This is a genomic window from Brucella tritici, assembly GCF_008932295.1.
Lineage (GTDB): Bacteria > Pseudomonadota > Alphaproteobacteria > Rhizobiales > Rhizobiaceae > Brucella > Brucella tritici.
The window spans coordinates 23,339-37,003 of sequence record NZ_WBWA01000011.1; the positions used below are offsets into that span (position 1 = coordinate 23,339).

A 13,665-nucleotide genomic window follows, 5' to 3' on the forward strand; every position below is an offset into this window, starting at 1 on the left:
ACTCAAGCGTCCAGATCGTCCTCGATTTCAGCAACTGTCAGTTCATCGATGACGTTGTGGAAATCGACGGCCTTGCTGAAATTGCGATAGACCGACGCAAATCGGATATAGGCAATATCGTCGATGCCTTTCAGCGCATCCATCGCCAGCCGCCCGATTTCATCGGATGTCACCTCTGCCTCACCCGAGCTTTCAAGCTGGCGCACAATGCCGGAAATGGCGCGTTCGACCCTGTCGTTATCGACATCGCGTTTGCGCAGCGCGACTTCGATGGATCGTGTCAGCTTGTCACGATCGAAGGGAACCCGACGCCCGCTTTTCTTCACGACCATCAGGTCGCGCAACTGCACGCGCTCAAAGGTCGTGAAACGACCGCCGCACACCGAACAGACACGGCGCCTGCGAATGACTGCGCCGTCTTCCGCCGGACGGGAATCCTTCACTTGCGTATCTTCAGACTGGCAATAGGGACAACGCATGGAACTCTTTCGATTTCAATATCGGCAATCTCAATATCGGCAGCTTCAATACTGGCAAGTTTGCACTGGCGACGAACAGCTCATATGTGGGGTTACCCCCGCCAAAAACTCAAGAGCTGTACCATCGGCAACCGATTCCCGGCAATCATAGCCCATAAGCGGCAACCTACCTACCGGATGCGACAATGAAAAAGCCCCGCTCAACAAGTTGAAACGGGGCTTCATCTCAATCATGGAAACAGGCTTATCCCTGATAGTCGTACATCGGGAAACGGGCGGTCAAGGCGATGACCTTTTCCTTCACGGCCTGTTCGACGGCAGCATTGCCTTCGTCGGAATTGGCAACCTTGAGGCCGTCGAGAACTTCGGCGATCAGCGAACCGATTTCCTTGAATTCAGCAGCGCCGAAACCGCGGGTCGTGCCTGCAGGCGTGCCGAGACGGACGCCGGAGGTGACGAACGGCTTTTCAGGGTCGAACGGAATACCGTTCTTGTTGCAGGTGATGTTGGCGCGGCCGAGAGCGGCTTCCGCACGCTTGCCCGTTGCGTTCTTCGGACGCAGATCGACCAGCATCAGATGGTTGTCAGTGCCACCCGAAACGATATCGAGGCCATTCGACTTCAGTTCTTCAGCCAGCGCGCGCGCATTGTCGACGACGTTCTTGGCATAGAGCTTGAATTCAGGCTTCAGTGCTTCACCGAAGGCAACCGCCTTGGCGGCGATGACGTGCATCAGCGGGCCGCCCTGAAGACCTGGGAAAACAGCCGAATTGAACTTCTTCGCCAGGTCGGCATCATTGGTGAGGATCATGCCGCCGCGTGGGCCGCGAAGCGACTTGTGCGTCGTGGTCGTGCAGACATGGGCATGCGGAACCGGCGAAGGATGAACGCCACCGGCAACCAGACCGGCAATATGCGCCATATCGACCATGAGATAGGCACCGACTTCGTCAGCGATCTCGCGGAAGCGCTTCCAGTCCCAGACGCGCGAATAGGCCGTGCCGCCTGCGAGGATGAGCTTCGGCTTGTTTTCACGTGCGAGACGGGCAACTTCGTCCATATCGAGCAGATGGTCGTCCTTGCGAACGCCATAGGACACGACATTGAACCACTTGCCGGACATGTTGACCGGCGAACCGTGGGTAAGGTGACCACCCGAATTGAGGTCGAGGCCCATGAATGTATCGCCCGGCTGAAGCAGAGCGAGGAACACGGCCTGGTTCATCTGGCTGCCGGAATTCGGCTGAACATTTGCGAATTCGCAGCCGAAGAGCTTCTTGGCGCGTTCGATGGCCAGTTCTTCCACGACGTCCACATACTGGCAGCCGCCGTAATAGCGCTTGCCCGGATAGCCTTCGGCATATTTGTTGGTGAGGATGGAACCCTGTGCTTCCAAAACAGCGCGCGAAACGATGTTTTCCGAGGCAATCAGCTCGATCTCATGACGCTGACGACCGAGTTCGTTGCGAATTGCACCGAAAATCTCGGAATCGATGTCCTCGAGGCTTGCATTGAAGAAAACGTCGGAAGACGCATTCTTGGCGGCGGCGTTGGCTTGAGACATGTTTCACACCCTCCGGGTTAGCCGGTAAAAGCTATATGGATGAGGCGCATTATCACACTTGAACGCACAAGGCCAATGGTCGCAAAGCGAAAAGCTTATTCCAAAATGCGGCAAACCGATTTGATAATTAAACGGAGACGAAAAAGCCGCCCGAAAAGCTTTCGGACGGCTTCGAAAACTCAAACTTAGGATGAGAATCAGGTGTCAGTGCCGAGTGCGAGTTCGGTCGCACCGTCCATCTTGTAGATGTCGTCGCGGAACTGCACCACGCCATCGCCAGTGGACCAGGCGGAAATGTAGACAAAGTGCAGCGGAACCGGATCAGCAAGCTGGATCGGGGTGTTCGTGCCGGACTTGATCGTGCTTTCGATGTTCTGACGGTCCCAGCCTGCGGTGTTCTTCAGCAGCCACACATCGAGGTCGCGCACGTTCTGGACGCGAACGCAGCCCGACGAGTCAAAGCGCATAAGCTTGTTGAAATAGCTCTTCTGCGGCGTATCGTGCATATAGACCGCATACTGGTTGTGGAAGTTGATCTTGGTCGAGGACATGGCGTTGATCTTGCCTGGGTCCTGACGGAACATCAGCTTCACCGCATCGTCCGTATTCCAGTCGATGCTTTCCGGTGCCACTTCCTGACCGGACTGGTCGTAGAGGCGGATCTTGTTCTTCGCCAGATATTGCGGGTCTTTCCGCATCAGCGGAATGATATCCTTCTGGATGATCGACTTTGGCGCGGTCCAGTAAGGATTGAGAATGACTTCGTGAATCTTCGAATTGAGGATCGGCGTCTGACGGTCGATCTTGCCGACAACCGCCGTGTGACGCTGCACGACGCTGCCGCCTTCAACGGCCTCGATGCGCGCGGCCGGGATGTTGACCATCACGAAACGCTGCTCCTGCATACCCTGATTGGCCAGAGGCGAAAGGCGCTGCAGATTGGTCTGGAGCTGTCCGAGGCGCGTATTGGCGTCCACATTCATGGCCGCATAGGTAAACTGCCCCATGACGCCGTCGGCTGGCAGGCCATGACGGGACTGGAAGCGCTTCACGGCAGCATCGACATAGGTGTCGAAGGAACTAGAAAGCCCCGCTTCCTGCGGCAGATCGCCGGAAATCATGAGGCGCTTGCGCAGCGCCTGCACTGATGGATCGGTGACACCGATCTGAAGCTTTGCATTACCCGGAACGCTCGGCCAGCCGCCGCGACCGGCGATGTCGGTATATTGCGCGATAGCAGTCTGGAGATTGCCGACCGTCTGCTGGCTCAAAACCGGCTGGTTGGTCGCGACCCGCTGGCCGCCCGTTGCACGGGCGTCGAACTGGTCAGCCCAGTTGCCGCGGCGCGACGATCCAATAACGTCGGTCAGAGCTTGCTGAGCATAAGCCGAGGAAACCATGGCGGAGGCTGCCACGGAAAGGCCGGCGGTTGCCGCGCCGCGCAGGAAACTGCGGCGATCTACTCTGAAAGCATCGGCTGGTCTGTCGGTCTTGGTCATTTTGCTTAGTCCCAAAAGGCTAACCGCTCGCGCGGAATCTTCCCAGAGAATATCAGCAATAGGTCAACAAGGCGATATCCGGATTGCAAGCAATGCAAAGCTGCTCGCTTATCCGAAATTCGATTTCGAGCCCATTCCTGACTGAAGGTGGCACAATATTGCCCGTGCCGCTCTAAAACGCTTATGTCGTTTTTTATGGCTTAATCATGTCGCATGGCCGGAATTTCAAGCCATGCGCCTTACGATTAGCAGCTTCACAGTACCTTATTCTTCTCAATGACAGCCTGTTGTGACAGTTCTGCAACTACTTAGAGCCGATAAGCGATGCTGTCGTTCCAGAAGCGATCGAGACGCTGCAGCGACTTGTTCATCGCCGTGAATTCTTCAACCTGAATGCCGCCGACCTGCTCGATCGAGGAGATATGGCGTTCGTAGAGCGAAGCCACCTGATCGGCAATCGCATTGCCCTTGTCTGTCAGGCTGACGCGCACCGAACGACGGTCGACGCGCGAACGCTGATGATGGATGAAGCCCATTTCGACCAGCTTCTTCAGATTGTACGAAACATTGGAGCCGAGATAGTAACCGCGCGAGCGCAGTTCACCGGCGGTCAGTTCGGAATTGCCGATGTTGAAGAGCAGAAGCGCCTGCGTCGCATTGATGTCGCTCTGGCCATTGCGGTCGAACTCATCCTTGACGACGTCGAGCAGGCGGCGATGCAGGCGCTCGACCAGCTGGAGCGCTTCCAGATAAAGCGAACGAAGTGCAGTTTCCGGCGTCGTGAGCGGAGCGGATATGTCCGTCTTGCGCTGTGCGTTGATCATTTCTTTTGCCTCTCTGTCGGAGCCACATTTCATGAAACCATGATGCAGCTCTCTGTCCTGTTTTATGCGGTGTATTGTTCTCACCGTGTCTTGAGAGGAATTTAGGGGAGATGCATAAAATTCGACTTAAAAGTCAGCCTTAACAGTAACTTACCGGAGAGATTGCGCATTCAGGCTTAATGTTTGCTTACTTCAAGCCATTTGCGGGACGGCGCCCGGATACATTGTTACAGCGCCAGAATGCCGGTTTTCCGGCCGTTAGAAAGGCCTGCCACATTAAACTTTCGTCATTTGAGAAGTGTCTGGATAGCGGCTAAATACGAGCCATCTACAATCCATTGGAGGGACCATGGCGCTTCGTCTTGCACATTATTTCGTGGTCGGCGGGCTGTTAAGCTTTACCGGCTTTGCGAGTTTCGCTCACGCGGAACCGGTTACCGCAGCTCCACAGATGACCATGTATAAAGACCCTTACTGCGGCTGCTGCGAGGGCTGGGCTGAACATATGAAAGCCGCTGGCTTCAATGTCACAGTGAAGGTCGAGGAAGCGATGGATACCGTAAAGGCAAAGTATGGCGTCGGTGCCAATCTTGCCTCATGCCACACGGCAGTCGTCGATGGATATGTCATCGAGGGGCATGTTCCAGCCGGTGCGGTCAAGCGGTTGCTGGCTGAACGTCCGCAGGCCACGGGACTGACCGCACCCGGTATGCCGATGGGATCACCCGGCATGGAAATGCCGGGCAGCAAGGCCGATACCTATGATGTTCTGCTTTTCAAAGGCCAGATGACGAAGCCATTTGCCCGCTATGAAGGGACACAGGCGCTATAAAGCTAAATCGGCAGGTTCGCACGGGCCTGCCGCCTCTTCTCGAAGAAGAGCAGAATGCGAAAAGCGATGAAAATGACGATACAGGCCGCGTTGAAACCCACGGTCAGCGGCTTGTATTCGAAATGTCGCGAAAAAACGGAATAAATGGCAATTTCGCCGAGCGCTGCCACAAACCAAAGCACAGGTCCCCACGGTGCGCGCATCCACAGCCCCGTCGCGGCAACGGGCATCAGCACCGCCAGAGCCACAACCGCTGTCTGCCACGGCCATGGCATGAGATCGAAACGCCAAAGAAGCCCCGGGTGAATCCCGATCAGCCTGATCCAGTAGAAAACGCCGCTGGCCAGCGCCACAAGAGCGAGTATCCGAACGAACCATGTGAAGGCCCATTCGGTTCCACTCGGCTGGGTATGCTGGCGCAGCTCGTTCATATGCATCAAAAGGTCAGTTCCTTGTCACCCAGATTTGCAAAATAGACATTGACCTGTTCAGGCTTCACTTCATCGAGTGTTGCCGGTTTCCACGCGGGCGCACCGTCCTTGTCTATAAGCAATGCGCGAACGCCCTCATAGAAATCGTGCGCTTCCAGCATGCGGTTGGCAATGCGGTATTCCATGCGCATGCAATCATCGAGATTAAGCGGGCGACCATCTGCAATCTGGCGGAAAGTCACCGCGACACTCGTTGGTGAACGGGTGGCGATCACCTTCACGATGTCCATCGCAGCCTTGCTGCCCGCTTGGGCTTCTTTTTCCAGGGCGGCCATGCAATCGCCAAGCGTCGCACCTGAAAAGCATTCCGCGATGATCTGGCGCGTTTCGATAGAGGTTTCAAAATCGGGATACTGGCTGCGCGTCAGTGCCGCATCGATGTCGGCGGTTGCGATGATGTCTTCGCGCAAATCATGCAGATCGCTTGCAGCTACGGCGTGTGTTGCAATCCCGCTTTGCAGGCAGTCGCCCCAGCGAATGCGGTTGCCGGTCAGCGCCAGATAATATCCGAAATTGTCATGCAGATGCGGCAGGAAAGCACTGCCGCCGACATCCGGGAAGAAGCCGATGCCGGTTTCCGGCATGGCAAACATGGTGTTTTCCGTCACGATGCGATGCGAACCGTGAACGGAAATGCCCGCACCGCCGCCCATGATAATCCCGTTAATGAGCGAGATATAGGGCTTTGGGAAACGGCCAATACGCGCATTGAGCCGATATTCGTCGCGGAAGAATTCGTAGGCAGGCGTTCCGGACTGACCGGCCTTGTAGGCGGCAACGACATCGCCGCCCGCACAGAATGCACGCCCCTCGCCTTCCAGAATCACGCAGGCCACTTCAGGATCGTCTTCCCAAGCCTGCAAGGCGCGGTCGAGCGCCAGAATCATTTTATGCGTGAGCGCATTGAGAGCTTCGGTTCGCGTAAGCTTCACAAGCCCCGCTTTTCCCTTGCGTTCAAAGCTGATTTCGCTGCCACCGCCGAAGTCAATCTGCATATCCTGTCTCCCGTTCCATCAAATGGGTAGAAAGTGAGACGCCCCGCGTCAATCCTGCACAGGTCAATGTTCTTGGTTTCATCACTTTTCCCATGATAAACGGTGCGCATCCGATGCTAGTGGATTGAATTTTACGTTTGATACCCGTCCGATATTAATCCCGTTTCAAACGTCAAATTCGAAATATCCATTAGATGGATAAAGTTACTAGTGGTCCTTTTGATCCCGACATTTGCTCAGCGCTCATATCCGAGGGATGCAAATGTCGAAATCAGGCCACTAGTCTTGAGATTTCATATTCCAAGACATCAATTCTCGGGAATAGCTTCATGACCGACCGCCAGTCCAAATATCTGCCCGCCAATATCAGCCAGCATGTCGATGACGTTACCGGCAGCAGGCGCCTGCGCCGCATGCGCAAGGCCGACTGGTCGCGCAGGCTGGTACAGGAAACCCGGCTGACGGTCGATGACCTCATCCTGCCGTTCTTCCTGACCTATGGAACCGGCGTGGCGGAGCCTGTGGAAGCAATGCCCGGCGTTGAACGTCTTTCGGTCGATATGGCCGTTCGCATGGCGGAAAAGGCCGCCAAGCTTGGCATTCCTGCCATCGCCCCCTTCCCCCGCGAAAAGCTGGACGTGAAGACCGAGGACGGTGCCTTCGTCGCCAGTCCAGACAATCTGATCAACCGCGCCGTGCGCGCCATCAAGAAGGAAGTGCCGGAAATTGGCATCATCACCGATGCGGCACTCGATCCCTTCACCACGCATGGCCATGACGGCATCCTGCGGAACGGCGAGATCGTCAACGACGAATCGGTTGCCATGGTGGTTCGCGGTGCTCTTTCGCAGGCTGAAGCCGGTGCGGATATCATCGCGCCTTCCGATATGATGGACGGTCGCGTCGGGGCTGTGCGTCAGGCGCTGGACGAACATGGGTTCTGTCACCTGCCGATCATGTCCTATGCCACCAAATTCGCCTCGGCCTTCTATGGCCCTTATCGCGATGCCATCGGCACGCAGGGACTGCTCAAAGGCGACAAGAAAACCTATTATCTTGATCCGGCCAATCCGGAGGAAGCCGTGCGCGAGGCCGAGCAGGATGTTGCCGAAGGTGCGGATATGTTGATGGTCAAGCCAGGCCTGCCCTATCTCGACATCATCCATCGCCTGAAAAGCGAGTTCCGCCTGCCCACCTATGCCTATCAGGTGTCGGGCGAGTACGCGATGATCAAGGCTGCTGGCATCAATGGCTGGATCGACGAAGAAAAAGTGATGATGGAAAGCCTTCTGGCGTTCAAGCGTGCCGGTTGTGACGGAATTCTTACTTACTTCGCAATCGAAGTGGCTGAAAAGCTTAAACAGCAAGGCTAAACGGCGGGTCCTTTCGGCGGGAAATCTTCAAATTTCCTTGAAACCGCCGGTTTTGGTTCCCATGTTGATGACTGTTCCGCTGAGGTAGCGGGACAGCGCCGGTTGTCACACTACCCCGGACGCTTCCTTGGAAACGACTGGAAGGAAAAATGTCCGACCATATTCTGCACGGCGAAGTCATGGGACCGCGTTATGAAAGCCGCGCATTCTTTGAAGGCGTGCGCACGCGCCGCATTATGGCTTTTCTTATCGATTACCTGATTGTCTTTCTGCTCTGCATTCCGGCAGCAATCGTTATTGCAATCCTCGGCATCATTACGCTGAGCCTCGGCTGGATGCTCTACGGCATCATGTTTCCCATGGTCGCGCTATTTTATGTAGCCCGCACTCTGGGCGGACCGCAGCAGGCCACCAAGGGCATGCAGATGATGAACATCAAGCTCGTCCGGCTCGAAGGCGGCACGGTTGATCCGATGCTCGCTATCGTTCACACGGTCCTGTTTTGGGGTCTCAATGTGGTGCTGACGCCGCTGATCCTGCTCGCTTCGCTGGTTCTCGACCGCAAGCGCACGGTGCACGATCTTCTGCTTGGCACGGCTGTCATTCGTTCAGATCGATAAGCCTATAGAGTTGGCCTATAGAGTTGGATCGACACATCTGTTTTTCGAAAATCGATTCCGAATTTCGGGTTGATGCTTCAGATCAAAAAAATTCAGAGCCGGCTGCGCAAAATGCCTATTGACGTTTTGTGCCGTCGGCTCAATCCTTAGAGACAGTATCGTGATGGTTTTGCCAGAGCATTTCCAGCAAAAGTGCGAAGCGGTTTTGCGTAGGAAAATGCGTCAAAGCGAGTAAATTAAGCCATTTCGTGGATATTGAATGACCCATCAACCGCAACAGTCTCCGCAGTTCTTTCTGACAGCTCCGTCGCCCTGCCCTTATCTCGAGGGTCAGATGGAGCGAAAAGTCTTTACGCATCTGGTCGGCGACAAAGCGAACGAGATCAACGATCTTCTGACCCAAGGCGGTTTCCGCCGTTCCCAGAACATTGCCTATCGTCCAGCCTGCGAATTGTGCAGGGCATGCATATCCGTTCGCATCCTGGCCGGAGAGTTCAAGATGACGCGCAACATGCGCCGCGTCTGGACACAGAATAATGACCTGATAGGACGTGTGCACAAGGCACAGCCCAGCACTGAACAATATGCGCTTTTCCGCGATTATCTCGATGCGCGCCACCGTTCCGGCGGCATGTCGGACATGACGGTCCTCGACTATGCAATGATGATCGAGGATACGCATGTAAATACGCAGATCATCGAATATCGCAAGCGCGGCCCGGAAAGCTTCATCAGTGCCAAGGGCGACGGTGAGCTGATCGCTGTAGCACTCACCGATGTGATGGCCGATGGCCTGTCGATGGTCTATTCATTCTTCTCACCGCATATGCATGACCGGTCGCTTGGGACCTACATGATCCTCGATCATATCCAGCGCGCACATGCCGCCGGTCTGCCGCATGTCTATCTCGGCTATTGGGTCGAGGGATCACGCAAGATGCAGTATAAAATCCGCTTCACTCCGCAGGAGCATCTGGGTCCCCGCGGCTGGCAGCGATTTGAGGGTTAGACACGAAAAAGGCGGCAAAAGCCGCCTTTCCTTGTACACGCAAGCCAATCTAGAATTTACCCGAACGCGGAAAGCCCTTCGGCACCAGACGACCCGCAGAGGCGCGCGCGCCGATCCACTCGACAAGCTCTTCCTTGTTGCGATTGAAGGTGCGCTCTGCGGAATCCTGCCAGGAAAGCCCTTCAGCAATTGCAAAAGTGCGTACGTCGGATACACCGCCATCCTTGTACTTCTGCAGGCGTACGCCCTTGCCGCGTGTCATTTCCGGAATATCGGAAAGCGGGAAGACCACCATCTTGCGGTTCTCGCCGACGACAGCAATGTGATCGCCGGAGACGCGCTGGCAAAGCTTTGCCTCGTCCGGCGTCTTGACGTTCATCACCTGCTTACCCTTGCGGGTGTTGGCGACCGCCTCATTCTCGGGAACAATGAAACCGTTACCTTCATGGCTGACGAGCAGCAGTTTCGCGGATGGATCATGCACGAAGGCGGTCAGAATATCCTGATCGTTTTCCATATCGACGAGAATGCGGATCGGCTCGCCATGGCCGCGCCCTCCCGGAAGCGTGTTCGCGCCGATGGTGAAGAACTTGCCGCCCGTCGTGAAGAACAGAAGCTTGTCGGTCGTCTCGGCATGGAAAGCGAGCTTGAGCTTGTCGCCTTCCTTGAAGGCAAGCGTGGAGAAGTCGGCCAGATGCCCCTTCATCGCGCGCAGCCAGCCCTTTTCCGACACAACAATCGTGACCGGCTCACGCTCGATCATCGCCTGATGAATATCTTCCAGATCATGGGTTGGCGCATCAGCAAAGGTCGTACGACGTGCGCCGAGCTTGGTCTTCGGACCAAACTTTTCGCGCACCGACTTGATTTCGGCACTGATCTTCTTCCATTGGCGCGTGCCGGAAGCGAGCAGACCTTCGAGGTCTGTCTTCTCGACGGTAAGGTCATCGAACTCCTTGCGGATTTCGAATTCCTCAAGCTTGCGCAACGAACGCAGGCGCATATTGAGGATCGACTCGGCCTGAACATCGGTCAGCTCGAAGGTCCGCATCAGGTCCTGTTTCGGCTCATCTTCCTCACGGATGATGCGGATCACCTCATCCAGATTGAGATAAGCGATCAGGAAGCCGCCAAGGATTTCCAGGCGTCTTTCGATTTCCGCCAGACGGAATTGGGAACGGCGGACAAGCACTTCCTTGCGATGGTCGAGCCACTCGCGCAGAACGCTGCCCAGCGACAGGACATTCGGCACCTTGCCATGCGACAGCACGTTCATGTTCAGCGAAACGCGGCTTTCCAGCTCGGTCAGCTTGAAAAGCGATTCCATCAGCAGTTCAGGATCGACCGTCCGATTCTTCGGCTCCAGAACGATGCGAATGTCTTCTGCCGACTCGTCGCGGATGTCGTCGAGCAATGGCAGCTTCTTTGCCAGCAGCAGCTCGGCGATCTTTTCGATCAGGCGCGATTTCTGCACCTGATAGGGAATTTCAGTGACGACGATCACCCAGGTGCCGCGATTGCCCTCTTCCTTCTCCCAGCGGGCACGAACGCGAAATGCGCCGCGGCCCGTGCGATAGGCATCGAGAATATTATCGTGTGCTTCGACAAGGATGCCGCCCGTCGGGAAATCCGGGCCACGCACCTTGCACTTCAGAAGAGCAGCCGGATCAGTCTCGGCTTCGCGCTTCAGTTCTTCCCATTGCTCCGGTGAGGTTACAAGTTCCTCAACCGGCGCGTCGGGATGATTGATGAGATACAGCGCCGACGAGCAAAGCTCCGCCACATTATGCGGCGGAATATTGGTGGCCATGCCGACCGCGATGCCTGCCGAGCCGTTTGCAAGCAGGTTCGGGAAAGCGCCCGGAAGAACGATCGGCTCCTCGTCCTCTTCATTATAGGTCGGACGGAAATCAATGGCGTTTTCGTTGATGCCTTCCAGCAGCAGCGTCGCCACTTCCGTCATGCGTGCTTCTGTGTAGCGCATGGCGGCAGCGTTATCGCCGTCGATATTGCCGAAATTGCCCTGCCCGTCCACGAGCGGATAACGCACCGCGAAATCCTGCGCCAGACGCACCAGCGCATCGTAGATCGACGCATCGCCGTGCGGATGGAACTTACCCATCACGTCGCCGACGATACGGGCGCATTTTGCATAGGCCTGATCGGGATTGAGACGCAGCAGACGCATGGCGTGCATGATGCGGCGGTGCACCGGCTTCAGGCCGTCGCGCACGTCCGGCAGCGCACGATGCATGATCGTGGACAGCGCATAAGCGAGGTAACGTTCCTCGAGAGCCGATTTGAGATCGACCCGCTCGATGTGTTCTTCGCCGTCATCCGGCGGAATCAGACTTTTTCCCATGTCTCTCAGTACCAACTGCGCGATTCGCCAGCAAGAGTTCAGGAGAACCAATCCAGTACATTAGTGCGTCGTGCGTCCATTTGGACGCACAAAGGTCGCCCTAACTTATTGAATCTACGCATCGTGCTTTCCAAAAGTCGATTCCGATTTTTGGAAAGCACGATGCTGTAGTGTGCAATAGTCGCAATCCTGCCGCCATTTGTGTCCTATAGAGCTATCAGGGGTGAATTTCCCCGGCTGCAATCGCAGGCTGAGGAAATCATGTTGTTATTGCGAGTGATTTCCGCCTATGAATGCCGCGCTATATTAGAGATCAGGCAGGAGCTTCGAATGCAGGTTTTCGTCAACATCAAGCCAGCGGCACGTATTTTAGCGGCCGGAACAGCGCTTTCGCTGATTTTCGGCAGCGCGGCCATGGCGGCAGACGCCAATGCAGTTGCTGAGCGCATCAAGACGCTCTACGCAAAACAGGGCGGCGAGCTGAGTTTCGCCAATGTTCAGGCGAATGGCTCCGACATTGTGCTTCAGGGCACCAAGATCAAGCTGCCGACGGTCGCTGAAAAGGAAACCGCCCTTGGCGACGTGACGCTCCAGAACGTTCAGGATACACCGGACGGCGGCTACAGCATCGAACAGGTTACAGTGCCCGATCTTGCTTTTGCCGGTCAGGAAGACAAGAACGACAAGGCCGAGATCAAGGGCCTTGCCATGCAGAACGTGCAGATTCCGTCGGAAACGGCCAAGGGTCCGCTCGACAGCATGGTTATGTATGACAAGCTGAAGATCGACGAAATCCAGTTCGGCACGCCCGGCACGGATGGTGCAACGGTGAAGGGTTTCGACCTGTCGCTCGACACCTCCAACAAGGCCGAGAAGATCGGCTATGTCTGGACCATCGCCAATATCGATGCGACCTTTGAAAAGGACGGCAAGAACCCGCTTGCGCCGCTTGACATGAACACGTTCAACGGTTCGCTGAACTCCAAGGGCAACTGGTCGCCATCTTCCGGTGATACTTCGCTGGACCAGCTTGAGCTTCAGGCAGCAGAACTCGGCAAGATCAACATCACCGGCAGCCTCGGCGGATATGATCTGGCTTTCCTCGAAGCCGTCCAGAAGACGCAGGAAAACATGAGCAAGGCCGATGCAGACAAGGACGCTGCCGGTCTCGCAATTCTGGGTCTGGCAGAACAGCTGAACCTCAAGAATCTGTCGATCCGCTTCGACAATGAAACCCTGACCCAGAAGATTCTCGACTATTACGGCAAGCAGCAGGGTGCCGATGGCAAGCAGCTTGGCGAACAGATGAAGATGATGGTTCCGCTGATGGCAACACAGCTCAAGAACCCTGAGTTTGCCCAGCAGCTCAAGGCCGCATCCGACAAGTTCTTCGACGATCCGAAGTCGCTGACCATCAGCGCATCGCCGGACCAGCCGGTGACCTTCGCTTCGATCGTTGCCACGGCATCGCTGGACCCGACGAAGATCATCCAGCTTCTGAAAGTCAGCGTCGACGCTAACAACTAAAATGAAAAAGCCCGGTGAGTTTTCTCACCGGGCTTTTCTTCACCTAATAAAAAACCCGGCTCCAGGCCGGGTTTTTTTATTCCATCGTGT

General features: G+C 55.8%; 12 protein-coding genes. 5 read left to right on the forward strand and 7 right to left on the reverse strand.

The window, feature by feature from the left end:
- Positions 1-2: 2 nt before the first annotated feature.
- From nrdR to ldtR, 4 genes are all read right to left on the reverse strand, one after another.
- Positions 3-479: a transcriptional regulator NrdR gene (gene nrdR / locus F9K91_RS13020; RefSeq protein WP_109988402.1), complete on the reverse strand. Its 477-nt coding sequence runs from the start codon at positions 477-479 to the stop codon at positions 3-5.
- 244 nt (positions 480-723) lie between these two features.
- On the reverse strand, positions 724-2,043 hold the full coding sequence (glyA, locus tag F9K91_RS13025) for a serine hydroxymethyltransferase (protein WP_151677945.1): 1,320 nt from the start codon (positions 2,041-2,043) through the stop codon (positions 724-726).
- Between the two features lie 197 nt (positions 2,044-2,240).
- A complete protein-coding gene (locus F9K91_RS13030; protein WP_151677946.1) occupies positions 2,241-3,542 on the reverse strand; it encodes a L,D-transpeptidase family protein in 1,302 nt (433 codons plus the stop codon).
- A gap of 308 nt (positions 3,543-3,850) precedes the next feature.
- A complete protein-coding gene (ldtR, locus tag F9K91_RS13035; protein ID WP_010661087.1) occupies positions 3,851-4,366 on the reverse strand; it encodes a transcriptional regulator LdtR in 516 nt (171 codons plus the stop codon).
- Between the two features lie 349 nt (positions 4,367-4,715).
- Here ldtR and F9K91_RS13040 point away from each other — a divergent pair, with 349 nt between their 5' ends.
- Entirely contained in the window at positions 4,716-5,198 is a 483-nt protein-coding gene (locus F9K91_RS13040) for a DUF411 domain-containing protein (RefSeq protein ID WP_151677947.1), read from the forward strand.
- Positions 5,199-5,200: 2 nt separating this feature from the next.
- On the opposite strand, the gene F9K91_RS13045 is transcribed toward F9K91_RS13040, so the two are convergent.
- The gene (locus F9K91_RS13045; protein WP_061347374.1) at positions 5,201-5,635 is read right to left on the reverse strand and encodes a DUF6163 family protein; all 435 of its coding nucleotides are present in this window, start codon (positions 5,633-5,635) and stop codon (positions 5,201-5,203) included.
- A complete protein-coding gene (locus F9K91_RS13050; protein WP_151554777.1) occupies positions 5,635-6,684 on the reverse strand; it encodes an enoyl-CoA hydratase/isomerase family protein in 1,050 nt (349 codons plus the stop codon). Before F9K91_RS13050 ends, F9K91_RS13045 begins: the two co-directional genes overlap by 1 nt.
- 329 nt (positions 6,685-7,013) lie before the next feature.
- Between F9K91_RS13050 and hemB the strand changes: the two genes are divergently transcribed.
- The 3 genes from hemB to F9K91_RS13070 all read left to right on the forward strand — a co-directional run bounded on the left by hemB (position 7,014) and on the right by F9K91_RS13070 (position 9,686).
- Complete coding sequence (hemB, locus tag F9K91_RS13055) at positions 7,014-8,057, forward strand: porphobilinogen synthase (protein ID WP_151677948.1); 1,044 nt, start codon at positions 7,014-7,016, stop codon at positions 8,055-8,057.
- A 149-nt stretch (positions 8,058-8,206) separates the two neighbouring features.
- Complete coding sequence (locus F9K91_RS13060) at positions 8,207-8,677, forward strand: RDD family protein (RefSeq protein ID WP_061347371.1); 471 nt, start codon at positions 8,207-8,209, stop codon at positions 8,675-8,677.
- A gap of 259 nt (positions 8,678-8,936) precedes the next feature.
- Positions 8,937-9,686 (forward strand): arginyltransferase, encoded by a 750-nt coding sequence (locus F9K91_RS13070; protein ID WP_012092346.1) that lies wholly within the window; start codon positions 8,937-8,939, stop codon positions 9,684-9,686.
- 49 nt (positions 9,687-9,735) lie between these two features.
- Here F9K91_RS13070 and F9K91_RS13075 read toward each other — a convergent pair whose 3' ends face one another.
- Positions 9,736-12,048 carry a DNA topoisomerase IV subunit A gene (locus F9K91_RS13075; RefSeq protein WP_151643035.1) on the reverse strand — a complete coding sequence of 771 codons (2,313 nt, stop codon included), beginning with the start codon at positions 12,046-12,048 and terminating at the stop codon, positions 9,736-9,738.
- A gap of 330 nt (positions 12,049-12,378) precedes the next feature.
- Here F9K91_RS13075 and F9K91_RS13080 point away from each other — a divergent pair, with 330 nt between their 5' ends.
- Positions 12,379-13,575 carry a hypothetical protein gene (locus tag F9K91_RS13080; RefSeq protein WP_151677950.1) on the forward strand — a complete coding sequence of 399 codons (1,197 nt, stop codon included), beginning with the start codon at positions 12,379-12,381 and terminating at the stop codon, positions 13,573-13,575.
- The last annotated feature ends 90 nt before the right edge of the window (positions 13,576-13,665 follow it).

Excerpts from the sequence above, each read along its gene's own strand:
- ldtR (WP_010661087.1), bottom strand. The coding sequence starts at position 4,366 with ATGATCAACGCACAGCGCAAGACGGACATATCCGCTCCGCTCACGACG.
- F9K91_RS13040 (WP_151677947.1), top strand. The coding sequence starts at position 4,716 with ATGGCGCTTCGTCTTGCACATTATTTCGTGGTCGGCGGGCTGTTAAGC.
- F9K91_RS13030 (WP_151677946.1), bottom strand. The coding sequence starts at position 3,542 with ATGACCAAGACCGACAGACCAGCCGATGCTTTCAGAGTAGATCGCCGC.
- F9K91_RS13060 (WP_061347371.1), top strand. The coding sequence starts at position 8,207 with ATGTCCGACCATATTCTGCACGGCGAAGTCATGGGACCGCGTTATGAA.
- F9K91_RS13075 (WP_151643035.1), bottom strand. The coding sequence starts at position 12,048 with ATGGGAAAAAGTCTGATTCCGCCGGATGACGGCGAAGAACACATCGAG.
- F9K91_RS13045 (WP_061347374.1), bottom strand. The coding sequence starts at position 5,635 with ATGCATATGAACGAGCTGCGCCAGCATACCCAGCCGAGTGGAACCGAA.
- F9K91_RS13080 (WP_151677950.1), top strand. The coding sequence starts at position 12,379 with ATGCAGGTTTTCGTCAACATCAAGCCAGCGGCACGTATTTTAGCGGCC.
- nrdR (WP_109988402.1), bottom strand. The coding sequence starts at position 479 with ATGCGTTGTCCCTATTGCCAGTCTGAAGATACGCAAGTGAAGGATTCC.
- F9K91_RS13050 (WP_151554777.1), bottom strand. The coding sequence starts at position 6,684 with ATGCAGATTGACTTCGGCGGTGGCAGCGAAATCAGCTTTGAACGCAAG.
- F9K91_RS13070 (WP_012092346.1), top strand. The coding sequence starts at position 8,937 with ATGACCCATCAACCGCAACAGTCTCCGCAGTTCTTTCTGACAGCTCCG.
- glyA (WP_151677945.1), bottom strand. The coding sequence starts at position 2,043 with ATGTCTCAAGCCAACGCCGCCGCCAAGAATGCGTCTTCCGACGTTTTC.
- hemB (WP_151677948.1), top strand. The coding sequence starts at position 7,014 with ATGACCGACCGCCAGTCCAAATATCTGCCCGCCAATATCAGCCAGCAT.